The organism is Micromonospora sp. BL4, assembly GCF_003667505.1.
Taxonomy (GTDB): domain Bacteria; phylum Actinomycetota; class Actinomycetes; order Mycobacteriales; family Micromonosporaceae; genus Micromonospora.
The window spans coordinates 1-22,675 of record NZ_RCVJ01000166.1 but is presented as its reverse complement, the minus strand read 5'-3'; the positions used below and the strand labels follow the sequence as shown (position 1 = coordinate 22,675).

The window sequence follows — 22,675 nt, the reverse complement described above, 5'->3', positions numbered from 1 at the left end:
AATCAGGAGTAGAGAGCCATGAGCGACACGATCGCCACGCTGCCCGTGGTCGTCGAATCCGACGGCCGGGCACTGACCGAGCTGATCACCGAGCGCCGCGCCGAGCTGCGCGCCACCCTGGCCGAGCAGGGTGGTCTGCTGTTCCGCGGCTTCGACGTGGGCGGGGTGGACGGCTTCGACCAGGTCGTCCGGGCGCTGTCCGGTGAGCCGCTGACCTACACCGAGCGGTCCTCACCGCGGCACGCCATCAAGGGCCGCGTGTACACCTCGACCGACTACCCGCCGGACGAGGAGATCTTCCTGCACAACGAGAACTCGTACCAGGCGCGGTGGCCGTTGACGTTGTTCTTCTACTGCATCACCGCGCCGCAGACCCTGGGCGCCACCCCGCTGGCCGACATCCGCCAGGTCTACCGGGAGATCGACCCGGCGGTACGCGAGGAGTTCGTCCGCCGCCGCTGGATGCTGATGCGCAACTTCCACGAGGACTTCGGCGCCAGCTGGCAGCACGTGTTCGGCACCGACGACCGGGCGGAGGTCGAGGCGTACGCGGCGGCCAACCGGATCAGTCTGGAGTGGACGGGCCGCGACGGGCTGCGTACGCGGGCGGTCCGCGACGCCGTGCACCACCGTCCGGGCTCGGACACGCCCCGCTGGTTCAACCACGCCACCTTCTTCCACGTGAGCAGCCTGGCCAAGGACATCCAGGAGGGGCTGCTGGCGATGTTCGGCGCCGACGGGTTGCCGTCGAACACCTACTACGGCGACGGCGGCGAGATCCCCGCCGACGTCATGGACCACCTGCGCGCCGCCTACCGGGCCGCCAGCGTCCGCTTCGACTACCAGCGCGACGACGTGCTGGTGGTCGACAACATGACCGCCGCGCACGGGCGGGAGCCGTTCACCGGCCCCCGCAAGATCGCCGTCGCGATGGCCGAACCGCACACCCCCGACACCGTTGGAGAGCAGTGATGGCCGAGCCCCGATTCCTGGTCGTGCGCAACGACGAGGAGCAGTACTCCATCTGGTCGGCCGAGCGCGACCTCCCGGCGGGGTGGCACGACGCCGGCTTCGCCGGCACCCGCGAGGAGTGCCTGGCGCACATCGACACCGTCTGGACCGACATGCGCCCCCGCTCGGTACGCGAGGCGAGCCGGTGAGCGCGACGACCCGGGAGTGGACCTTCCCGGCCTCCTTCGCCCAGGAGCGGGTGTGGACGGCCAACCAGCTCGATCCCGGCTCGCCGGTCTACAACGTGTCCGCGCCCTGGCGGTTTCCCACCGGGGTCACCGCCGCCCAGGCCGTCCAGGTGCTCGCCCAGGTGATCGCCCGACACGAGTCGCTCCGCACCCACCTGCGGATGGTCGACGGCGCCCTGGTGCAGGTCGTCCGTGCCGCCGAGCCGTTGGAGCTGCCCGAGCTGGACCTGACCGGCCTGCCCGCCGACGAGCAGGATCGCCGCCACAACCAGACAATGACCGAGCTGGCCCGTACGCCGATCCCGCTGGACGCCCCGCCGCCGTGGCGGGCGCGGCTGGTCCGCTTCGCCGACGACCGGCTCGGCCTGCAGTTCGTGGTGCACCACGCCGTGTTCGACAGCCACTCGGCGGTGCTCTTCGACGCCGAGCTGGCCGCGTTCAGCCGGGCCGCGCTGACCGGCGCGCCCGCCGAGGTGCCCGAGCTGCCCATCCAGTACGCCGACTTCGCCGTCTGGCAACGGGAGCAGTTCACCGGTGACGCGCTGGCCCGGCAGGTCGCCTTCTGGCGCGACAACCTGGCCGGCGCGCCGGCGGTGACCGGCCTGCCGCTGGACCGACCGCGTCCCACCCAGCTCGGCTTCGCCGGCGACGAGGTGCGCTTCGAGCTTCCCGACGGGCTGCTGGACCGGGTCGGGCAGCTCGCCGCGGGCGCGTCGGCCACCCCGTACATGGTGCTGCTGGCCACCTTCGCCGCGCTGCTGTCCCGGATCTCCGGTGACCCCGAGGTGGTGGTCGGCGTCTCCACCGCCGGTCGGGACACGGCCGAGGTGACGCCGCTGATCGGCATGTTCGTCAACCCGGTCGCGCTGCGGTGCGATCTGGCCGGCGACCCGAGCGTCACCGAGCTGCTCGGCCGGGTCCGTGCCAGCCTGGTGGACGCGATGGAGCACGCCCAGACGCCGTTCCAGCGGATCGTCGAGGCGGTCGCCCCGCACCGCGACCCGTCGGTGCAGCCGGTGTTCCAGACCGCGCTGAACTTCATTCCGGACTCCGGCCTGGACCCGGTGCCGCTGGGCACCACCAAGGACGACCTGGCCTTCGACATCACGGCCGGCACGAGTCGGCTGGTCTACCGCACCGACCTGTTCGACCGGGCCACCGCCGAGTCGGTCGTCGCCCGCTACCTGCGGCTGCTCGCCGCCGCCGTCGCCGACCCGGCGACCCGGCTGTCCGCGCTGCCCCTGCTCGACGACGCCGAACGCGACGTGCTGCTCACCTGGACCGGCGCCGGCGGTGAGGTGGCCCCGGCCACCCTCGTCGCCGAGGTGGAGCGGCAGACCGCCGCCACCCCGGCCGCGGTCGCGCTGGTCTGCGACGGGATGGAGTTGAGCTACGCCGAGCTGGCCGCTCGGGCCAACCGGCTGGCCCGGCTGCTGGTGGACCGCGGCGCCGGCCCGGAGACCCGGGTCGCGCTGCTGCTGCCCCGCTCGGTGGAGCTGGTGGTGGCCATCCTCGCGGTGCTCAAGGCCGGCGCCGCGTACCTGCCGGTGGACACCGGCTACCCGGCGAACCGGATCGGCTACCTGCTGGCCGACGCGGAGCCGGCGCTGGTGCTGGCCACCCCGCAGACGGCCGCGCTGGCCCCGACCGACGCGCTGGTGCTCGGCCCGACGACCGCCGCCGACCGGAACGACGCCGACCTCACCGACGACGACCGGCGGGCGCCGCTGCGCCCGGAGGACCCCGCGTACCTGCTCTACACCTCCGGCTCCACCGGCCGGCCGAAGGGGGTGCTGGTGGAGCACCGCGCGGTCACCGCCTACCTGGCCTGGGCGCGGGACACCTACCCGGGGCTGGCCGGTACCGCGCTGCTGCACTCGCCGGTCTCGTTCGACCTGACCGTGACCGGGTTGCTCGGCCCGCTCACCGCCGGCGGCACGGTCCGGCTGGCCGGCATCGACACGCCGGCGGCCCGCGCCGGCGGCCCGCCCACCTTCCTCAAGGTCACCCCCAGCCACCTGCCGCTGCTCGATGCCGCGCTGTCGCCCACCACCGACCTGGTGATCGGCGGCGAGGCGCTGGCCGGTGAGCAGCTGGCCGACTGGCGGGCGGCCCACCCCGAGGTGGCCGTGATCAACGAGTACGGCCCGACCGAGGCGACCGTCGGCTGCGTCGCCGCCCGGATCGCGCCCGGGCAGCCGGTGCCCGCCGGGCCGGTGCCGATCGGCCAACCCACCTGGACGACCCGGGTCCACCTGCTCGACGCCGCGCTGACCCCGGTGCCGCCGGGCGTGGTCGGCGAGCTGTACGTCGCCGGGTCGCAACTGGCCCGGGGCTACCTGCGTCGGCCCGCGCTCACCGCCGAGCGCTTCCTGCCCTGCCCATACGGGCCGGCGGGGGAGCGGATGTACCGCACCGGCGACCTGGCCCGCTGGCGGGCCGACGGGACGCTGGAGTACCTGGGCCGCCGGGACAACCAGGTCAAGGTCCGGGGCATGCGGATCGAGCTGGGTGAGATCGAGTCGGTGCTGCGCGCCCACCCGGACGTGGACGAGGCGGTGGTCGTGGTCCGCGCCGACACCGGTGAGCCGACGCTGGTCGGCTACCTGGTCGGCCGGGCCGACGAGGCCGCGCTCGCCGCCGACCTGGCTCTTGAGCTGCCCGCGCACCTCGTGCCCAGCGCGCTCGTCCGGGTGGACGCGCTGCCGCTGACCCCGAACGGCAAGCTGGACACCGCCGCGTTGCCGGCCCCGGCCGCCACCGCCTCCGACGGCTTCCTCGCCCCGCGCACCGACGCCGAGGCCCTGGTCGCCGAGGTCTACGCCGAGATCCTGCAACTGGAGAAGGTCGGCGCGCTCGACGACTTCTTCGCCCTCGGTGGCAACTCGCTGCGCGGCATGCGCGCGATGGCCCGCATCCGCGCCGAGGTGGACGTGGAGTTGCCGATGCGGGCGCTGTTCAGCAGCCCGGTGGTGGCCGACCTGGCCGCCCAGATCGAGCAGCGGCTCGCCGCCGAAGTCGACGAACTCTCCGAAACCGAGGTCGCCGCGCTGCTCGCGGCAGAGAAGGACGCCCCGTCATGACCGACGTGAAGGACCCGGCCCGCGACGCCGCCCGACAGGCGCTGATCGCGCAACGGCTGCGCCGCCGGTCCGGCGGCACCCCGGCCGCGCGGATCACTCCCCGCCCGCCGGACGCCGAGGTGCCGCTGTCGTACGCCCAGGAGCGGGTCTGGTTCATGGATCAGCTCGCACCCGGGGAGGCGGCGTACCACATCGCGGTGCCGCTGCGGGTGCGTGGCCCGCTCAACGTCGCGGCGTTGCGCCGGGCGCTGGCCGACCTGACCCGGCGGCACGAGTCGCTGCGCGCCCGGTTCCCGGCCGACTCCGACGGGCGGCCCACCGTGGTGCTCGACGACGCGGTCGAGGTGCCGCTGACCGTGGTCGACGCCGCCGACGAGGCCGCCGCGCAGGCGCTGGTGGACCGGGCCGCCGCCGAGCCGTTCGACCTGGCCAACGGGCCGCTGCTGCGCGCCCTGCTGATCCGGCTGGCCGCCTGCGACGATAATCCGGCCTCCGCGCCGCAAGACGGCACTCCGGACCGGATGAACGTCGCCGAGCACGTGCTCTTCCTCGGCCAGCACCACATCGTCGGCGACGGCTGGTCGGTGGACGTGCTGCTGCGCGACCTGATCACCCGCTACCGCGACGGCGAGCTGCCCGACCTGCCGGTGCAGTACGGCGACTTCGCCGTCTGGGAGGCGCGGGAGCTGGCCGGGCCGGGCGCCCGCCGGCACCTGGACTGGTGGAAGGACCGGCTGGCCGGGATCACGCCGCTGGAGCTGCCGCTGGACCTGCCCCGGCCGGCCACCCAGACCTACCGGGGCGACTTCGTCGAGTTCACTCTGGACGCGGCCGCCACCGAGGGGCTGGCCGCGCTGACCCGCTCCTACGGCGGCACGCTGTTCATGACGCTGCTCGCCGCGTACCAGGTGTTCCTGGCCCGGCACGCCGGGCAGGACGACTTCGCGGTGGGCGCGTCGGTGGCCGGCCGGTCCGCGCCGGAGCTGGAGAACGTGGTCGGCATGTTCGTCAACATGCTGCCGCTGCGCGCCGAACTGGCCGGCGACCCGACCTTCACCGAGCTGCTGGGCCGGACCCGGCGTGCCGTGCTGGACGGGCTGGAGCACGCCGAGGTGCCGTTCGCCCGGGTGGTGCACGAGCTGGGGCTGCCCCGCGACGTCAGCCGGTCGCCGTTGTTCCAGGCGATGTTCGTGTTGCAGAACTACGAGATGGGCCGGTTCGCCGGAGTCGCCGACGACGCCGGGGTCGGCTTCGAGTGGCATCCGATGGAGCTGCGCGCCACCCGGTTCGACTTCGAGTTGCACGCCGTCGACACCGGCGCCGGGCTCTGGGGCAAGCTGATCTTCAACACCGACCTGTTCACCCGGGCCACCGTCGAGCGGATGGCGCACCGGCTGACCACCCTGCTGCGCGCCGTGGTCGCCGCACCGGACCTGCCGGTCTCCGCGCTGGACCTGCTCGCCCCGGCCGAGCGGGAGCTGTTGGCGGGGTGGAACGACACCGCCGGCGACTTTCCCCGGCAGCAGACCCTGCACGCCCCGATCGAGGAGCGGGCCGCCCGTACCCCGGACGCGGTGGCGCTGCGCTGCGCCGGCCGCTCGGTGACGTACGCCGAGCTGAACGCGGCGGCGAACCGCGTGGCGCACCGCCTGCGCGACGCCGGTGTGGGACCGGAGACCCTGGTCGGGGTCTGCGCGGAACGGTCGGCGGAGCTGGTCGCCGGCCTGCTCGGCGTGCTCAAGGCCGGCGGCGCCTACCTTCCGCTGGACCCGGAGTACCCGGCGGACCGGCTGGCCTTCATGGTCACCGACGCCGCGGCGCCGGTGGTGCTGGTGCAGGAGCACCTGCGCGACGTGCTGCCCGCGACCGACGCGCGCGTGCTCGCCCTGGACGACGAGTCGGTCTGGGCGGACCAGCCGGTGACCGACCCGACGCCGACGGCCGGCCCGGCGAACCTGGCGTACGTCATCTACACCTCCGGCTCCACCGGCCGGCCCAAGGGCGTGCCGAACACCCACCGGGGCATTGTCAACCGCCTCGACTGGATGCAGCGCACCTACCGGCTCGGCGCCGACGACGCGGTGTTGCAGAAGACCCCGGCCAGCTTCGACGTCTCGGTCTGGGAGTTCTTCTGGCCGCTGCGCGAGGGCGCCCGGCTGGTGCTGGCCGATCCGGGCGGCCACAAGGACGCCGGTTACCTGCGCGACCTGCTGATCTCCGAGCGGGTCACCACCGCCCACTTCGTACCGTCCATGCTCACCGTCTTCCTCGCCGAGGACGGTGTCGAGGCCGCCACCGCGCTGCGTCGGGTGATCTGCTCCGGCGAGGAGTTGCCGCTCGCCGCGGCCCGGGACCTCACCGTCCGGCTGCCCGGTTGCGGCCTGCACAACCTGTACGGCCCGACCGAGGCGGCGATCGACGTCAGCGCCTGGGCGTGCGATCCGACGCTGCTCGCGGAGCTGACCAGCGTGCCGATCGGCGCGCCGATCAGCAACCTGACGCTGCACGTGCTGGACGCCCGGGGCAACCCGTGCCCGGTCGGTGTCGCCGGTGAGCTGCACATCGGCGGCGTCGGGCTGGCCCGGGGCTACCACCGACGTCCGGCGCTGACCGCCGAGCGTTTCGTGCCGGACCCGTTCGCCGCCGAGCCGGGCGCACGGCTGTACCGCACCGGCGACCTGGCCCGCTGGCGCGTCGCGCCGAGCGGCTCGCCCGGCGGGGTGCTGGAGTTCCTCGGCCGCATCGACCACCAGGTCAAGCTGCGCGGGTTGCGCATCGAGCTGGGCGAGATCGAGAGCGCGCTGCGCGTCCAGCCCGGGGTGACCGAGGCCGTGGTGCTGGTCCGCGAGGACACCCCGGGCGACAAGCGGCTCACCGGGTACCTGGTCGGCACGGCCGAGCACGACGCGGTCAAGGCGGCGTTGAAGGAGACCCTGCCCGAGTACATGGTGCCGGCCGCGTTCGTCACCCTGGACGCCCTGCCGCTGACCCCGAACGGCAAGCTCGACCGCGGGGCGCTGCCCGCGCCGGTGGTCACCCGAGCCGCGTCGGTGGCGCTGGTCGAGCCGCGCGACGACACCGAGCGGATGCTCGCCGACATCTGGGCCGACTTGCTCGGCGTGGACACCCTCGGCATCGACGACGACTTCTTCGACCTGGGTGGGCACTCGATGCTCGCCACCCAGGTCGTCGCCCGGATCCGCAAGGCCGAGCACGGCGCGCGGCCGGTCGGTGTGATGGACCTGTTCCAGCAGCGGACCATCCGCGACCTGGCCGCCTTCATGTCCGGCGGTGGGGAGGGCGACGGGCCGCGCCGGCTGCTCTACGAGCTGACCAAACCGGTGCCGGCGGCGCAGCGGGTGATCACGTACGTCTGCGTGCCGTACGGCGGCGGCAGCGCGATCGTCTACCAGCCCCTCGCCGACGCGCTGCCGGCCGGGCACGCGCTCTGGTCCCTCGCGATCCCGGGGCACGACGTGGGGCTCACCGAGGACGCGCTGCCCTTCGACGAGCTGACCACCCGCGTCGCCGAGGAGATCCTCGAACGCGTCGAGGGCCCGCTCGCCCTGTACGGGCACTGCGGCGTCGGCAGCGCCATCGTCGCCGAGGTGGCCCGCAAGGTGGAGGCCGCCGGCCGGGAGCTGACCGCGCTCTACATCGGCGCGATGTTCCCGTTCGCCCGTCCGAAGGGACTGTTCGCGGCGGTCCGCACCAGGCTGGAAAAGCTGCGCAGCAACAAGCACTACGCGAGCTGGCTCAAGTCGATGGGGGTGGACACCGACGAACTGGACCCGGAGCAGGCCGACCGGATCATCAGCAACATGCGCGCCGACTCCCGAGCCTCCGAGGAGTACTTCACCGACCTGCTCGACCGGCGCGCCGTGAAGCTGCGCGCCCCGATCATCTCGGTGGTCGGCTCGGAGGATCCGGTCACCGACTACCACACCGAGCGGTACGCGGAGTGGCAGTTCCTCAGCGACCGACTGGGCCTGGTCGTGCTGGACCAGGCCGGGCACTTCTTCCTCAAGTACCGCGCCGAGGAGTTGGCCGAGATCGTCACCCGGGTGCACCCGGCGCTCGTCGCCGGTGACGTCTCCGCGCTGACCGCCCAGGCACGCGGCGAGGACGCCGGCTGGGCGGTGGCCGACACCCGAGGCGTCGACACCCTCACCGGCCCGGAACAGCCGGTGGTCCGGCCCAGCATGGCCCGGTTCGTGGCGGTCACCGCCGGGCAGCTCGTCTCCAGCACCGGCTCGGCGCTGACCGCGTTCGCCCTGCCGATCTGGCTGTTCACCCGCACCGGCTCGGTCGCGAACCTGGGCCTGCTCTGGGCGCTCGCGCTGGTCTGCGGGGTGCTGATGCTGCCGGTCGCCGGCGCGATCACCGACCGGGTCAGCCGACGGAAGATCATGATGATCGCCAGTTGCAGCGCCGGTTCGATCCAGCTGATCCTCGCCGCGCTGCTCTGGAGCGGCAACCTGGCGCTCTGGCACATCTACGCCCTGGTGGCGCTGAGTCAGGTGGCCGGCTCGTTCCAGCGGATCGCGTTCCAGTCGGCCGTGCCGCAGCTCGTGCCCAAGCGCTACCTGGGCCACGCGATGGGCATCACGCAGCTCTCCAACGGGTTCGCCATGCTGCTCATGCCGGTTTTCGCCGCGGGTCTGCTCGCCGCCATCGACCTCAAGGGCATCCTGCTGATCGACGTGGTCAGCTACGTGGTCGCGGTGGTGACCCTGTCGGTGGTCCGCTTCCCCGACCTGCTCGGCTGGCGGCCCCGCGAGCGGCTGCTCGTGGCCATCGTCAACGGTCTGCGCTACTCGTGGCGGCACCGCGGCTTCCGCCTCATGCTGGGCTACTTCGCGCTGGGCAACATCTTCCTGGCCCCCGCGCTGGTGCTCACCACCCCACTGGTGCTCTCCTTCGGCAGCGCCACGCAGGTGGCCCAGGTCGCGCTCGCCGAGGCGGTCGGCGCGGTGGCCGGCGGCGTACTCATGTCGCTCTGGGGCGGTCCCCGGCACCGCCGCATGATCGGCGTGCTGATCGGCAACCTCGGCACCGCCGTCGGCTGCGTCCTGGTCGGCCTGGACGCGTCCGTCGCGATGATCTGCGTGGGCGCGTTCTGGCTGGCCATGTCGATGACCACGGCGCAGTCCATCTACGCCACCATCGTCCAGGTCAAGGTGCCGCAACGCTTCCACGGCCGGGTGTTCAGCCTCAACCAGACCATCTCCTGGTCGACGCTGCCGATCGGCTTCGCGCTGCTCGCACCGGGGGCCACCGCGCTGTTCGAGCCCCTGCTCGCCCCGGGCGGGGCGCTCGCCGGGTCGGTGGGCGCGGTGATCGGCACCGGTCCGGGTCGGGGCATCGGGTTCGCGTACGTCTGCTTCGGCGCGGCGCTGATCCTGATCACCCTGGGCGGCTTCGCGATCCGGTTGCTGCGCCGTTTCGACCTGGAGGTGCCGGACTCGCTGCCCGACGACCTGATCGGCGCCCAGGAGCGGGAACGCCGCCTGGCAGCCCGCGCCGCCGAGCGCGAGCAGGAGCGGGTGCCGGTAGGGGTGTGACGGGTGCGGGTGCCACCGTGGTGCTGCACGGCACTGCGGTGGCACCCGCCGCGCGACAGGCACGCACACCACGGTCGATGCGACACGTCGCACGACTGGCTCGGGATTGTCGGGAAGACTGGCACGCATGACTGATCTGGGCGATCCGAAGGCTGCGCTGCACCACTACCTCCAGGCGACCCGCGATGACCTGATCTGGAAGCTCCACGGGCTCAGCGAACGCGAGGTCAGGGTGCCCCGCACCGCGACCGGCAACAACCTGCTGGGAGTCCTCAAGCACTGTGTCAACATCGAAGCCGGCTACTTCGGGCCCACGTTCGGGCGCGAGTTCCCGACACCCGAGGAACTGGTCCCCATGCAGGCGTTCGAGGACGACCCGCAGGCCGACTGGTACGCGGGGGAGGACGAGACGAAGGATGGGCTGATCGACCTGTACCGCCGTGTGGCGGTGTTCGCGGACCAGACCATCGAACAGCTACCCCTCGACGCGCCGGGGCAGGTGCCGTGGTGGCGGCCTGGCGGACAGAACGTGACGCTGCACAGGATCATCATCCATGTGACCTGCGACGTCGCCCGTCACGCCGGGCACGCGGACGTCATGCGCGAGCAGCACGACGGATCGATCGGCTGGCAGCGCGAGAACAGCAACATTCCCCAGGACTATGACTGGCCGGCGTACGTCACCAAGCTGACGAAGCTCGCTGACCGATTCGGATAGCAGTCCGCGTCCGTCGATGGGCCCGATCAGGGGAGGGGACGTCGCAGCGTCCGCTTCACTCGGGTCGAGTTCGCGAAGTAGACAATGCCCACGATGCCCGGCAACGAGTCGATGACCGTGCCGATCGGTGACTTCATCCCCAGCACGTTCCAGGCCACGAGACAGCCGATCGAGATCGCGCAGTACAGGTAGTTGTGGACGATCGCGGCCCGACGCCTGGTGCAGATGAGCCACAACAGAACGACGGTGTAGACGGCGAGGAGGCAGTTCGTCACCACGTAGAAGACGATGTGGCTCTCCGGCCCGAGCTCCGTCATCCCCACCAGGGACGGGTTCGCGTCGATAACCAGGGTCGCGATCGTCAGACCAATTCCGTGGATGAGCAGCAGCACCAGAACCACCACGTACCCGGCAAGGAGCCCTCCGAGGCGTAGGGCCGATGATCGCGCCGGGACCTGCGGCGCGTCGTTGTCGGTCGATTGACGGTGGAGGGAGCCCTGACCAGACGGTTGTTCGACAGGCGTCACGGGCTTGACGGTAGGGGCCGGTGCCCGAGCGCACGATGGTGCTGACCCTCGTATCCGATGTCGGGCTAACCCGACCCTGCCAGCTAGCGTGGCGGACGATCCAGCGCAAACCGTCCCCCCCGCGCCTCCCTGCGGCTCCGGTATCCGGCAGCGCTGTGACGGTATCGATGTCGCCGGCTGCGGTGGTGGTCGTTGTCGTTGGCGCTATACCTGTGAGTCATAAATATGCCTCTGAGTCATCAGGCTGAGCATGGACCCGCGCCCCGGGCTGGGGCGATCGACCCGGTGTCGGCGATGTCGTGGTGAGACCTAGCGCGACCCTGAGTCGATTGCGCTCCAGCGCTCGATCCGACGCCGCCCCACACCCCCGGTCGGCGACATCCTTTCCGACCGGGCCCGCCCCGACGACGACGTCGTGGGTGCCGTCCAGGTCAGTCCCTCTTCGCGACGCGGCCGAGGCGGAGGGCCGAGATCAGGAAGAAGATGCCGCCGGGGATGGCGTAGCCGGCCGCGTTGGTCAGCGTGGTGCCGTCCGCGCCGGCCATCACGATGAACGAGCCACCGGCGAGTACGGAAATCGCGCCGCTGATGATCATCGGCCACTGGCCGCCCATCGCGCGACGGGTGACGCCGACGATCAGCTGAACCAGCCCCGCCACGATCGCCCAAGCGCCCCAGACGCGCAGGACCGCAGGGATACCGGACGTGCTGGCGACTGCCACGCCGATGGCGGTGAGCAGGCTGACCGCGATGTTCACGTACAACAGGACGGGCGACCCGGTGCCACGCGACGCGCGAGCGTCGACGATGGCGGCGGCCACGTCGAACAGCGGGTACAGCACGAGCAGTGTGACGGCGAGCGGACCGAGTTCCGAGGCGGTCGTGAGCATCACAACGGCCCACACGATGGCGAAGGCGAAGCGGACGAAGTACAGCTGCCGCAGGGCGGACGCCGTCGTCGGGATGCGGGGTGCGGCAAGGGTGGTCACGGTGGTCCTTCCGAGGGGTGGCGGACCTGCGGGATGCCGCGGTCAGCCAGGTAGAACGAACGTTCTGTCGCGGCAACGATGACACGGTCATCATCGCCTGTCAAGACCGAACGTTCTATCCGCTAGACTGGTCGTCATGGCGCGCAGCGAATCCGAGAGCCGGCCGTCCGAAGCGCGGTCGCGGCTGCTCAACACGGCGATGAAGGTCTTCTACGCGGAGGGGATCCACTCCGTCGGCATCGACCGGATCGTCGCGGAGGCCCAGGTGACGCGGGCCACTCTCTACCGGCACTTTCCCGGTAAGGAAGAACTCGTGGTCGCGTACCTGCGCCAGGTCGACGACATCATGCGCGGCCAGGCCGACGACGCTGTCGCCCGCGGGCTACCGGCGGCCGACACCATCCGGGCGCTCAGCAGGCCCATCGCCGAGAGCATCAAATCCCCGGGCTTCCGCGGATGCGCCTTCCTCAACGCCGTCGCCGAGTACCCCGACCCCGATCACCCGGTGCACCAGGCGGTGCTCGCCCACCGCCAGTGGTTCCTGGACACCGTCACCGACCTGCTGGCGCGAGTCGGGGAAGCGCCCGCCGAGCCCGCCGCCCGGCACTTCGTCATGCTGCGCGACGGCGCCATGGCCGCCGGCTGCCTGTTCGACCCGGTGCTCGTGACCGACACCTTCCTGAGCGGAGTCGAGGGACTCTTGCAGGCTCGCACCCAGGCCGGCCCGTCACAGGCCTGATCCCGGTCCCGCGCACCGTCGTGAACAGCTGATCAGGGCGGTCCTGCTCACCGCTCGACGGCGTCGGCCTCGGGCAGCTCCTCGGGCTCGGTGACCCAGCCGGAGAAGACCGGCACCCCGTGCCACGGCCCGGTCGCACCGTCGGCCCGCTTGTCCGTGGCGACCGCCACCACCGCGTACGGGTGGCCGAAGCGCAGCTCGGCGGTGCGGGCGACGCCCTCCGGCGGCATGCTGGTCAGCTCGAACATGCCGGTGACCGCAGCCGCCTCGAAGCCGTACCGGCCGAACCGGGCCATCGCCGCCTGCCGGGCCTCGAAGTCCTGCACCGGCAGTGCCAGCGCGGTCGCCAGTGCCGCCGACGCGGCCGGGAAGCCGAGCGCCGGCGCGCTCAGGTCGTGCTCGCTGCGAGCAGCCCAGCAGGGGAGCAGCGCCGTGTGTCGCTCCTCGCGGCCGTCGCGGGCCCGGGTGCGTACCCGTTCCTCGCGCAGCGTCCACAGCGGAGTGTCGCTGAGCGGCAGGTCGAACAGCGAGCGGCGACCGGTCGGCTCAGCGCCGTCGGCGGCGCCGGCGCTGAGCTGGTACGCGGCGGCCAGCACCTCCGCCGGCGACACGTGTGGCGCGGCGGCCACCGACAGGACCACCAGCCCCGCGCCGTCGGCCGCCTGCGCGGGGGCGGCGTGCACGATCACGTCGCCGGCCCGCGCGGTCGAGACGATGGCGCCCCGGTGGCCCCGGCCTGGGCTGCGCAGTACCCGACGGAGCTGCTTGGCCCAGGCGCTGCCCGGGCCGAGCGCCCCGGCGTCGGCGACCTCGAACGGGGCAGCCCAGGAGATCCGGGTGGCCAGCGCGCTGGCCAGGGCCAGCACCACGTCCGGCCCGACCCGCAGCGGGAACCTCTCGATCAGGCCGAGGGTGTGCTCGCGGGCCCAGGCGTCCAGCCCGGCCTGGTCGGGCAGGGGACCGACCTCGGTCGTCGCGGGCAGTGCCGCCCGCCAGTCGGACGGCCCACCGTCGCCCTGACCCGGCCGGTGCCAGAGCGCGGTGGCGGACGCGACCAGCGGGTGCGGCTCGTCCAGCAGTATGCGGCTGACCGCGACCGCGGTGGACAGGTCCGTGCCGAGAGCCTCGGCCAGCGCTTCGGCCGCCCGGCGGTCCGCATGGTCGGTCGCGGTCGTGGCGCAGAGCGCCAGCAGCAGCCAGGCGCCGAGCGGGGAGGCGACGTGGTGCCGGTCGCCGATCGTGGTGTGCAGGGTGTCGGCGTACCGGGACAGCGGGCCGTGCAGGTCGCTCGTCATGCCTCCACTCTGCCCGCCCCCGGCCGCTCCGGCATCCTCGCCGGCCCGGCTCACGACCACAGTTCGAAGGGCTCGTCGATCTCCTCGCCGGCCAGGAAGGGCATGATCAACCGGGGGAGCTGCCCCGGGTAGAAGCGGGCCGAGCTGGCCACCACCTCGGGCAGTGGCCACCAGCGAAAGCCGAAATAGTCCTCCAGCTCGTAGTCGAGCCGATCGGTCTCGTCCACGTCCGGACCGGGGCCGTCGAGCCGTACGGCGACGACCACCTCGTCCTGGACGTGGCGCAAGCGACGGTGCAGGAAACTCGCGCGCCGACGCCAGGTCGGCGCGCCCACCTGGTCGGCGGTGGCCGCGATGCCGGTCTCCTCGCGCAGCTCCCGCACGGCCGTGTCCTGGTACGTCTCCCCAGGGTCCATGCCGCCGCCGGGCAGCTCCCACCAGGTGCCCAGCGCCGGGCGGTCCGGGGCGCGGGTGTGGAACAGCAGCACCCGGTCGGCGTCGTCGAGGACCACCACCCGCACCGCGCGCCGCTCCAGGATCGGCAAATCACGCGGCAGCTCAATCATCGATGTTCCACACGCCGGCGCACCTCCGCGTCGTCCCGCTGCGGGGCCCAGTCTGCCGCAGCGCCGCCCGTTCCGGCGGCCGGAGCGGGGGCCGGTAGGCTGCCCGCCGTGGCTGGTCTGTTGAGGAACGTGGCGGCGCGCATCTCCCGGGTGGGCGCGGTGATTCCGTCCCCGCGACGTACCGGGCCGGCCCCGGCGCAGGTGGCCCGTCGTCGTCAGGTGAGCGCGTTGCAGCGGCGCGAGCTGACCTACGCCCCGGAGCGGGACGGCCAGGCCGACCCCGGGGAGATCGTCTGGACCTGGGTGCCGTACGAGGACGACCCCCGGCAGGGAAAGGACCGGCCGGTGCTGGTGGTCGGACGGCACAGCCGGACTCTGTTCGGGTTGATGCTGTCCAGCCAGAGCGAGCGGGACGGGCAGCGGCACTGGTTCGCGCTCGGGCCCGGTGACTGGGACCGGGACAACCGGCCGAGCTGGGTCCGGCTGGACCGGGTGCTCACCATGCGCGAGGACAGCATCCGCCGCGAGGGCGCCGTGCTGGACCGGCCCCGCTTCGACCGGGTCGGGCAGGCCCTGCGCGCGGGCTACGGCTGGCGCTGACCGCTTCCGCCCCGCTCGCGTGGCGGGCCGTCAGGCCGACTCACGGCTGGGGCCGACCCCGGCGCCGCGTGCGTCCGGCGGCGGGTACGGCTGCTCGGCGAGCAGCCGGGCCAGGTGTGCGCTGTTGAGCGCCAACGCCTTCGTGGTGCGGCCGGTGGTGTCGGGCTTGGGGCCGGCGTCGCGGTAGTCCACCTTGTTCAGCGCCTCGCCGACCCAGTAGGTCGCGCCGGCGGCCGGGCAGGTGAACCCGACCTCGTTGAGTGCCTGTTGCACCTGGCCGATGGTGTGGTGTGCGCCGTCCTCGTTGCCGACGACGGCGACACCGGCCACCTTGCCGTAGGTCAGGAGCCGGCCCTCGGCGTCGGTCTCGGAGAGTTCGGCGTCGAGGCGTTCGAGGACCATCTTGCACACGCTGGATGGCTGGCCGAGCCAGATGGGCGTCGCGATGACGAGGATCTGGGCGGCGACCAGCTTCGCCCGGATGGCCGGCCACCCGTCTCCGCCGCCCTCGTCGGTCGACACCCCGAACCGCACGTCGTGGTCGACCACCCGGACCAGTTCGCCGTCCACTCCCTGCTCGGCCAGTGCGGCGAGCACCTCCTGGCCGAGCTGCTCGGAGCTGGACGGGGCCGGCGACGGCTTGAGAGTGCAGTTGAGTACGAGGGCGCGGATGCTCGCCACGTCGGTTCCTCTCGGTGGTCGGCAGCGGTGATCGGCATCCCATACCCGGGCGTTGGCCGGGTGAATCAGCCGACGCGCGGGGCTTCTGCCGAAGGGGTTGACGTAACCACGCTGGGCTGTATATTCAACCTATCGGTTTACAAGCCACATGGTTGAGAGCGACAGATGACAACAGATCCGGCCAGCGCCGTGTTCGCCGCTCTCGCCGATCCGACCCGGCGGGCCATCCTGGCCCGGCTGGCGACCGGCGAGGCGACGGTCAACGAGTTGGCGGAGCCGTTCCCGATCAGCGTTCAGGCGATCTCCAAGCACCTCAACGTGTTGGAGCGCGCCGGGCTGATCGTGCGGACCCGCGAGGCGCAGTGGCGTCGCTGCCGGCTCGACCCGGCCCCGCTGCGCACGCTGGCCGAATGGGTCGAGCAGTACCGCCGGCTCTGGGACGACCGTTACGACACATTGGACGACTACCTACGCGACCTGAAGGAGAAGAGCGATGGACAAGCTTCGTGACCTCGTCATCGACATGCCGTCCGACCGGGAGATCACCCTCACCCGTTCCTTCGACGCCCCGCGCGAGCTGGTCTGGGCCGCGCACAGCCAGGCCGAGCACCTGAAGCACTGGTGGGGGCGGGGCAACCCGCTGGACGTCGAGATCGACTTCCGGGAGGGTGGCAGCTACCGCTTCGTCGAACACGCCACGGACGGCAACGCCTACGGCTTCCGGGGTGAGTTCCGGGAGATCGTCGTGCCGGAGCGGATCGTGCAGACCTTCGAGTACGAGGGCATGCCCGGTCAGGTGGCGGTGGAGACGCTGGTCTTCACCGAGCGCGACGGGCGCACCACCGTCACCGGCACCACCCGGTTCGACACCACCGAGCAGCGCGACGGCATGGCCGAGTCCGGCATGGCGCAGGGCGCGGCCGAGTCGTACAACGCGCTGGACCGGTACCTCGCCACCCTGCGCTGACCCGGACGGCGCCGCCCGGCCCCCCGGTTAATCGGGTGGGTCGGGTGGCCGCCCGGTGGCATGGTGTGCCGGTGATCGACGACGCGGCGGGGCAGGTGACCGGCTGGGCCCGCACGGATTTCGGCCTCGACCTGACCGACCTGGACGAGGTGACCCACGGCGCCGACCAGCACGCCCGACTGTGGCGGGCGCACGCCGCCGACGGCACCCGATACGCGGTCAAACTCAGCGGTGGCGGCACTCCGGCCGGTCTGGTCGTGGCGGCGCACCTGGCCGCCCAGAAGGTGCCGGGCGTCCCCGCGCCGCTGCACACCCACGACGGGCGGCTGTACGGCGACCACGGCGGCCACCGCCTCTCGGTGGTGCCGTGGGTCTCCGACCTGCGGGCGCTCGACGGCCCGATGACCGACGCGCACTGGCGCGCGTACGGCGAACTGCTGGCCGCGGTGCACGCGGTGCCGGTGACCGACGAGCTGGTGCGGCTGCTGCCGCCCGGCGGAGCGGCGTACCCGGAGATCGTGGCGGCGACCCGCGCGACGGCCGAGCGGTTGCGCGCTCCTGGCCCGGCCGACCCCGCCGGTCCGCCGGTCGCCGAGCTGGCGGCCCTCTGGTCGGCGATGGCGGACCGGGTGTCCACACTGACCGGTGCGATGGAGCGCCTCGACGCCAATCGGGGAGACCGGCCGGTGGTGGTGTGCCACGGCGATCCGCACTTGGGCAACCTGCTGCTCGGCCCGAACGGTCAGGTCTGGCTGATCGACTGGGACGACGCGGTGCTCGCCCCGCCCGAGTGCGACCTGATGTTCGTCACCGACGGGGTGCTCGCCTTCGCGCCGATCACCACCGGGCAGCGGGCGGCCGTCCTGGCCGGCTACGGCCGGGTCCACATCGAGCCGGCCCGCCTGGCCTGGTTCCTCGCCGTTCGTGCGCTCGACGACCTCACCGACTGGACCCGCCAGGCGTTGGATCCCGACGTCGACGCGGCCGGTCGGGCGAGGGCGGCCCGGATCGTGCGGGGCCTGGTGTCGCCGGTCGGTCTGGTCACTCTCGCCGACGCGGCGCTGCGGTCTCTCGACCGGCCGCACTGAGCGCGCAACCCGCTCGACGGGACGGGGCCGCGGACGCTGGAGCGGTCAGCACTCGGCGAGGCGGACGCTGTCCACGAGTTGGCGGGGCGATCGGTTGCCGCCCAGGCTCTTGGCCTGGTACATGGCAGCGTCGGCGCGGCTGAGCGCATCGGTGAGCTGGGCCGGGCCGGTCACCGGTGCGAGGCCGACGGAGGCGGTCACCTGAACGCTGACACCGCTCAGCCGGATCGGGGCGGCGACGGTCTCGCTGAGCCGCCGGGTGGCGTGCTCGATCCAGCGCCGGTCGATGGTCGGGCTGGCCAGCAGCCCGGCGAACTCGTCCCCACCGAGGCGGGCGACGAGGTTGTCCCCGGCGAAACCGGCCAGCCGTTCGGCCACGCTGATCAGCACCTGGTCGCCGGCGGCGTGCCCGTACCGGTCGTTGATCTGCTTGAAGTCGTCCAGGTCGAGCACGATGGCGATCAACGGCTGCCCGGCCGCGTCGGTGAGCAGGGCGGCCGCGAGGCGGTAGAAGGCCCGCCGGTTGGGCAGCCCGGTGAGCGGGTCGTGGCTCGCGGCGTGCCGCTCGGCGGCAAGCTCGGCCTGGAGGTGCCCGATCTCGGCCTCGGCGCGCAGCGCCCGACGCCGGAGTTGCCAGGAGGAGAGCAGCGCGCCGGCGGCGCAGATGCCGGAGGCGACACTCATCGGATCCGGCACGAACCCTCCCATCGCCGCGATCGCCTCCAGCCATCGACCGACTCGACGCGCGCCGCGCCGGGCCCGGTTTTCCCTGATCGATGCCCATGTCAGGTGACGCAAAGTGAACGGATCGGCACCGATCTTGTGCGTTATCATGCTCGCCGTCCGGTGCAGATGCAATAGCAGATGCACGTGCAGCACCGTCCGATGTCGATACCGCACCCCTCGCCGTCACCGCTCCTCCCACGGCCACCGGCGGGCTCGTGAGCAGAAAGACGCCCACATGCAGCAGCCACCGAATGGCGTTCCGATCCATCAGCTGCCACCGCTGAGCTGGCAGAAGAGTCGCCGCAGCAACCCCAGCGGCAACTGTGTCGAACTCGCCGAACTGCCCGAGGGCGCCGGCATCGCGCTGCGCAACTCCCGACATCCGGAGGGGCCGGCGCTGATCTACACGGTGGATGAGATCGCCGCCTTCGTGCTCGGCGCGCGGGACGGCGACTTCGATCATCTGATCAACTGAGCGGACCCGGTGGACCATCCCGGCGACGGGACTGATCCACCGGTCCGGAGGAGTTCACCTCACTGTCGGTCCATGGCATGCTTACACGTCGGCCGGGCCGGGGCGCCCGACCACGCTGGTCGGTATCCGGAGGTCCGCAGGTGACGATGGTTCCCGCCGAGGGCGGCCCAACAACCGGGCCGACCGTGCTGCGCATGCTGCTCGGTGCTCAACTGCGCCGGCTGCGGGAGTCCAGCGGCGTGACCCGCGAGGGCGCCGGCTGGGAGATCCGGGCCTCCGAGTCGAAGATCAGTCGGATGGAGCTCGGCCGGGTCGGCTTCAAGGAACGCGACGTGGCGGACCTGCTCACGCTCTACAGCGTCACCAACGAGCAGGAGCGCGAGGCGCTGCTCAAGCTCGCCCGCGACGCGAACAGCCCCGGTTGGTGGCACCGCTACGGCGACGTCCTGCCCACCTGGTTCCAGTCCTACCTGGGCCTGGAGGCGGCGGCGGCGCTGATCCGCACCTACGAGGTGCAGTTCGTGCCCGGCCTGTTGCAGACCCGCGAGTACGCCCGGGCGGTCGTGCTGCTCGGGCACGGCGCGGCCGGTGCGGCCGAACTCGACCGACGGGTCGCCCTGCGGATGCAGCGCCAGCAGTTGCTCCGCCGGGAAAATCCGCCGCAGCTCTGGGCGGTGGTGGACGAGGCGGCGCTGCGCCGTCCGATCGGTGGCGCCGAGGTGATGCGTGGTCAGCTGACCGCGCTCATCGAGGCGACCAAGTCGCCGAACGTCCGCCTCCAGGTCATCCCGTTCGCCGCCGGTGGTCACGCGGCCGCCGGCGGTGCGTTCACCATCCTGCGCTTCGGCGACCAGGAGCTGCCCGACATCGTCTACATCGAACAGCTCACCAGCGCCATCTACCTGGACAAGCGCGACGACCTGGACTATTACGCGGTGGCCATGGAGCGGCTCTGCGTCGAGGCCGAGCCGCCGGAGCGCACCCCGGAGATTCTCGGCCGCCTGCTGGAGGACCTCTACCCGGCCTGACCGCCGGCCGGGTCCCGGCTCGGCTCCCGCCACGTTCCGGAACCTGGCCGACCCCCTGGTATTGACGCTCGCCGACCGGTCCGGCTAGTCTCTGTATCGATACAGACTGGATCGATACAGAAGGGGTGCCGGTGAAGCCGACCCTGCAAGCCGTGGCAGACGCCGTCGGCGTCTCGCGCAGCACGGTGTCCAACGCGTACAGCCGCCCCGACCAGCTCTCCGCCGCGCTGCGCGAGCGGATCCTCGGCGCCGCCCGGCAGCTCGGCTACCCGGGTCCCAACCCCACCGCCCGCTCCCTGCGTCGCGGTTTCGTCGGCTCGATCGGGGTGCTGTTCACCTCGCAGCTGTCGTACGCGTTCACCGACCCGTTCGCGGTCCGTTTCCTCGCCGGCGTGGGCGAGGCCGCCGAGCGGCACGGCACCAGCATGCTGCTGGTGCCGCTGTCCCGGGCCGAGCCCGACGCCCGCCGCGCGGTGGAGAACGCCGCGGTCGACGGCTTCTGCGTCTACTGCGTCGCCGACGAGGAGTGGGCGCTGGACGTGATCCGTGCCCGCGGGCTGCCGTTCGTCAGCACGGCCGCCCGCGACGACGCCGGCCCCGACGAGCCGTTCGTCGGCATCGACGAGCGGGCCGCGGCCCGCAGCGTGGCTACGCACGTCGCCGGCCTCGGTCACCGCCGGGTGGCCCTGCTCGCCGACTCCGTGCTGACCGACGCGCCGGCCGGCCCGCTCACCCTCTCCGGGGTCGATCGGGTGCCGCACCCGACCACCCACGGCCGGCTCGCCGGGTTCGCCGACGCGTTCGCCGAGGTCGGCGTCGGCTGGGCCGAGCTGACCCTGCTCAACGCCCAGGGCAACAGTCGCCAGGCGGGGGCGGCCGCCGTCGCCGGGCTGTTCGACGGGCCCACGCCGCCGACCGCCGTGCTGGCCGGCTCCGACGTGCTCGCCCTCGGTGTGCTGGACGCGCTGGCCGAACGACCGGCCGGCGACCGTCCACCGGTCTCGGTGACCGGCTTCGACGACATCCCCGAGGCCGCCGCGGCCGGCCTCACCACCGTCCGGCAACCGGCCGAGGAGAAGGGCCGGATCGCCGCCAAACTGCTGCTCGATCCACCCGCGGACGCCGCGGCCGGTCATGTGCTGCTGCCCACCGCACTCGTCGTCCGGGACTCCACCGGACCTGTCCCGAGGAGTTGACCATGGAACACGCCACCGGATACCTCACCGCCCTCGACGCGATGAACCGACACGTCAACTCGGCTCGACCGGACGCGCCGGTCCAGGTCGAGCGAGCCCGCCCGGCGCTGCTCGCCCCGACCCGGCAGGCCACCGCGCTCGCCCTGCGCCGGCTCGCCGACCGGATCCAGCCGCGACCGCTTCCCGCCGCGCCGCGCTGCTCGTAGCGCCGCCGGACGCCGGGCCCACCGCTGGTCGGCCCGGCGTCCGACCCCGCACCACCGACAATTTCGGTACGCCCGGGATGAAAGGGTCAGGACCGGGCACGGTGGGTGGTCGAGTGGAACACGGCCAGGCAGACTGGTGAAGCCATGTCGCCGTTCATGCCCACCCTCCGTCTCCACGACCGCTACGTACTGCACGAGCGGATCGGTCTCGGTGGCATGTCCGAGGTGTGGCGGGCCGACGACGAGGTGCTCGGCCGACCGGTCGCCGTCAAGGTGCTCGCCGGGCAGCTCGCCACCGACCCGCAGCTGCGGGCCACCATCCAGCGCGAGGCCCGCGCCGCCGCCCGGCTCACCCACCCGCACGTGACCCAGGTGTACGACTACGCCGAGGCGACCCTGGCCGGCGGCGCCGTCGTGCCGTACCTGGTCATGGAGCTGGTCGAGGGACACAACCTGGCCGACCGGCTGCGGACCGGGCCGCTGCCCTGGCCGGAGGCGGTACGGGTGGCCGGGCAGATCGCCGCCGCGCTGGCCGCCGCGCACCGGATCGGCGTGGTGCACCGCGACGTCAAGCCCGGCAACGTCATGCTCACCGACACCGGCGCCAAGGTGCTCGACTTCGGCATCGCCGCACTCGGCGGCCCGCACCACCCGCTCGGCGGCCAGGCGGGTGAGCCGCTGATGGGCACCCCGGCCTACTTCGCGCCGGAGCGGCTGACCGCCGGCCCACCGGACCCGGCCAGCGACGTGTACGCCCTCGGCGCGCTGCTCTACCGCACCCTCACCGGCCAGGCGCCGCTGCCCGTGCAGAGCTGGGAGGACGCGCTGGAGGTGCATCGGCGGGGCACTCCGGTGCCCCCGCTGCGGGTGCCCGGCCTGCCGGCCGACATCGCCGAGCTCACCGTCTCCTGCCTTGCTGCCGACCCGGCCCGCCGACCGACGGCCGCGCAACTGGCCACCCGGTTCGGCGCCGGCCAGCCGGTCGAACCGCCCACCGAGCTGCTGCGCATCCTGCCGGTCGCCCACTC

The 22,675-nt window shown here is 72.6% G+C and carries 21 protein-coding genes; 15 read left to right on the top strand and 6 right to left on the bottom strand.

What is annotated here, in order from left to right:
* The first annotated feature begins 18 nt into the window (after window positions 1-18).
* The 5 genes from EAD89_RS22275 to EAD89_RS22255 all read left to right on the top strand — a co-directional run bounded on the left by EAD89_RS22275 (window position 19) and on the right by EAD89_RS22255 (window position 10,564).
* Window positions 19-972 (top strand): TauD/TfdA family dioxygenase, encoded by a 954-nt coding sequence (locus EAD89_RS22275; RefSeq protein ID WP_121653276.1) that lies wholly within the window; start codon window positions 19-21, stop codon window positions 970-972.
* A complete protein-coding gene (locus EAD89_RS22270; protein WP_121653275.1) occupies window positions 972-1,160 on the top strand; it encodes an MbtH family protein in 189 nt (62 codons plus the stop codon). The genes EAD89_RS22275 and EAD89_RS22270 overlap by 1 nt, the downstream gene beginning before the upstream one ends.
* Complete coding sequence (locus tag EAD89_RS22265; RefSeq protein ID WP_121677076.1) at window positions 1,157-4,282, top strand: non-ribosomal peptide synthetase; 3,126 nt, start codon at window positions 1,157-1,159, stop codon at window positions 4,280-4,282. The genes EAD89_RS22270 and EAD89_RS22265 overlap by 4 nt, the downstream gene beginning before the upstream one ends.
* Window positions 4,279-9,846 (top strand): non-ribosomal peptide synthetase/MFS transporter, encoded by a 5,568-nt coding sequence (locus EAD89_RS22260; RefSeq protein ID WP_121677075.1) that lies wholly within the window; start codon window positions 4,279-4,281, stop codon window positions 9,844-9,846. The genes EAD89_RS22265 and EAD89_RS22260 overlap by 4 nt, the downstream gene beginning before the upstream one ends.
* Window positions 9,847-9,973: 127 nt before the next feature.
* The gene (locus EAD89_RS22255) at window positions 9,974-10,564 is read left to right on the top strand and encodes a DinB family protein (protein WP_121677074.1); all 591 of its coding nucleotides are present in this window, start codon (window positions 9,974-9,976) and stop codon (window positions 10,562-10,564) included.
* Window positions 10,565-10,590: 26 nt separating this feature from the next.
* On the opposite strand, the gene EAD89_RS22250 is transcribed toward EAD89_RS22255, so the two are convergent.
* Both EAD89_RS22250 and EAD89_RS22245 read right to left on the bottom strand, forming a co-directional pair.
* The gene (locus tag EAD89_RS22250) at window positions 10,591-11,091 is read right to left on the bottom strand and encodes a DUF2569 family protein (protein WP_158609774.1); all 501 of its coding nucleotides are present in this window, start codon (window positions 11,089-11,091) and stop codon (window positions 10,591-10,593) included.
* 431 nt (window positions 11,092-11,522) lie between these two features.
* Window positions 11,523-12,080 carry a hypothetical protein gene (locus EAD89_RS22245; RefSeq protein WP_121653269.1) on the bottom strand — a complete coding sequence of 186 codons (558 nt, stop codon included), beginning with the start codon at window positions 12,078-12,080 and terminating at the stop codon, window positions 11,523-11,525.
* 136 nt (window positions 12,081-12,216) lie between these two features.
* On the opposite strand from EAD89_RS22245, the gene EAD89_RS22240 reads away from it, so the two are divergent.
* Window positions 12,217-12,819, top strand: a complete 603-nt coding sequence (locus EAD89_RS22240) for a TetR/AcrR family transcriptional regulator (RefSeq protein ID WP_121677072.1) — start codon at window positions 12,217-12,219, stop codon at window positions 12,817-12,819.
* 47 nt (window positions 12,820-12,866) lie between these two features.
* On the opposite strand, the gene EAD89_RS22235 is transcribed toward EAD89_RS22240, so the two are convergent.
* Window positions 12,867-14,114 carry a hypothetical protein gene (locus EAD89_RS22235; RefSeq protein WP_121677071.1) on the bottom strand — a complete coding sequence of 416 codons (1,248 nt, stop codon included), beginning with the start codon at window positions 14,112-14,114 and terminating at the stop codon, window positions 12,867-12,869.
* Between the two features lie 50 nt (window positions 14,115-14,164).
* Window positions 14,165-14,680: an NUDIX hydrolase gene (locus EAD89_RS22230; protein ID WP_199733592.1), complete on the bottom strand. Its 516-nt coding sequence runs from the start codon at window positions 14,678-14,680 to the stop codon at window positions 14,165-14,167.
* A gap of 108 nt (window positions 14,681-14,788) precedes the next feature.
* Between EAD89_RS22230 and EAD89_RS22225 the strand changes: the two genes are divergently transcribed.
* Complete coding sequence (locus tag EAD89_RS22225) at window positions 14,789-15,280, top strand: type II toxin-antitoxin system PemK/MazF family toxin (protein ID WP_074309205.1); 492 nt, start codon at window positions 14,789-14,791, stop codon at window positions 15,278-15,280.
* A gap of 30 nt (window positions 15,281-15,310) precedes the next feature.
* Here the strand turns inward: EAD89_RS22225 and EAD89_RS22220 are convergent, their stop codons facing one another.
* Window positions 15,311-15,961 carry a flavodoxin family protein gene (locus EAD89_RS22220; RefSeq protein WP_121677070.1) on the bottom strand — a complete coding sequence of 217 codons (651 nt, stop codon included), beginning with the start codon at window positions 15,959-15,961 and terminating at the stop codon, window positions 15,311-15,313.
* A gap of 165 nt (window positions 15,962-16,126) precedes the next feature.
* On the opposite strand from EAD89_RS22220, the gene EAD89_RS22215 reads away from it, so the two are divergent.
* The 3 genes from EAD89_RS22215 (at window position 16,127) to EAD89_RS22205 (ending at window position 18,016) form a co-directional block, all read left to right on the top strand.
* A complete protein-coding gene (locus tag EAD89_RS22215; protein WP_121653264.1) occupies window positions 16,127-16,471 on the top strand; it encodes a helix-turn-helix transcriptional regulator in 345 nt (114 codons plus the stop codon).
* Window positions 16,455-16,928, top strand: coding sequence for an SRPBCC family protein (locus EAD89_RS22210; RefSeq protein ID WP_121653263.1), 474 nt, complete (start codon window positions 16,455-16,457; stop codon window positions 16,926-16,928). Before EAD89_RS22215 ends, EAD89_RS22210 begins: the two co-directional genes overlap by 17 nt.
* 71 nt (window positions 16,929-16,999) lie before the next feature.
* Window positions 17,000-18,016 carry a phosphotransferase enzyme family protein gene (locus EAD89_RS22205; RefSeq protein WP_121677087.1) on the top strand — a complete coding sequence of 339 codons (1,017 nt, stop codon included), beginning with the start codon at window positions 17,000-17,002 and terminating at the stop codon, window positions 18,014-18,016.
* A 45-nt stretch (window positions 18,017-18,061) separates the two neighbouring features.
* On the opposite strand, the gene EAD89_RS22200 is transcribed toward EAD89_RS22205, so the two are convergent.
* Window positions 18,062-18,712, bottom strand: coding sequence for a GGDEF domain-containing protein (locus tag EAD89_RS22200; RefSeq protein WP_121653278.1), 651 nt, complete (start codon window positions 18,710-18,712; stop codon window positions 18,062-18,064).
* A 265-nt stretch (window positions 18,713-18,977) separates the two neighbouring features.
* Between EAD89_RS22200 and EAD89_RS22195 the strand changes: the two genes are divergently transcribed.
* From EAD89_RS22195 to EAD89_RS22175, 5 genes are all read left to right on the top strand, one after another.
* Window positions 18,978-19,217, top strand: coding sequence for a DUF397 domain-containing protein (locus tag EAD89_RS22195; RefSeq protein ID WP_121653262.1), 240 nt, complete (start codon window positions 18,978-18,980; stop codon window positions 19,215-19,217).
* A 140-nt stretch (window positions 19,218-19,357) separates the two neighbouring features.
* Window positions 19,358-20,245, top strand: a complete 888-nt coding sequence (locus tag EAD89_RS22190; RefSeq protein ID WP_121677069.1) for a helix-turn-helix transcriptional regulator — start codon at window positions 19,358-19,360, stop codon at window positions 20,243-20,245.
* 152 nt (window positions 20,246-20,397) lie between these two features.
* Entirely contained in the window at window positions 20,398-21,441 is a 1,044-nt protein-coding gene (locus EAD89_RS22185) for a LacI family DNA-binding transcriptional regulator (RefSeq protein WP_233578923.1), read from the top strand.
* A gap of 2 nt (window positions 21,442-21,443) precedes the next feature.
* On the top strand, window positions 21,444-21,647 hold the full coding sequence (locus EAD89_RS22180) for a hypothetical protein (protein WP_233578921.1): 204 nt from the start codon (window positions 21,444-21,446) through the stop codon (window positions 21,645-21,647).
* A 144-nt stretch (window positions 21,648-21,791) separates the two neighbouring features.
* The coding region (locus tag EAD89_RS22175) for a serine/threonine-protein kinase (protein ID WP_147458855.1) at window positions 21,792-22,675 on the top strand (884 nt) is incomplete at its 3' end.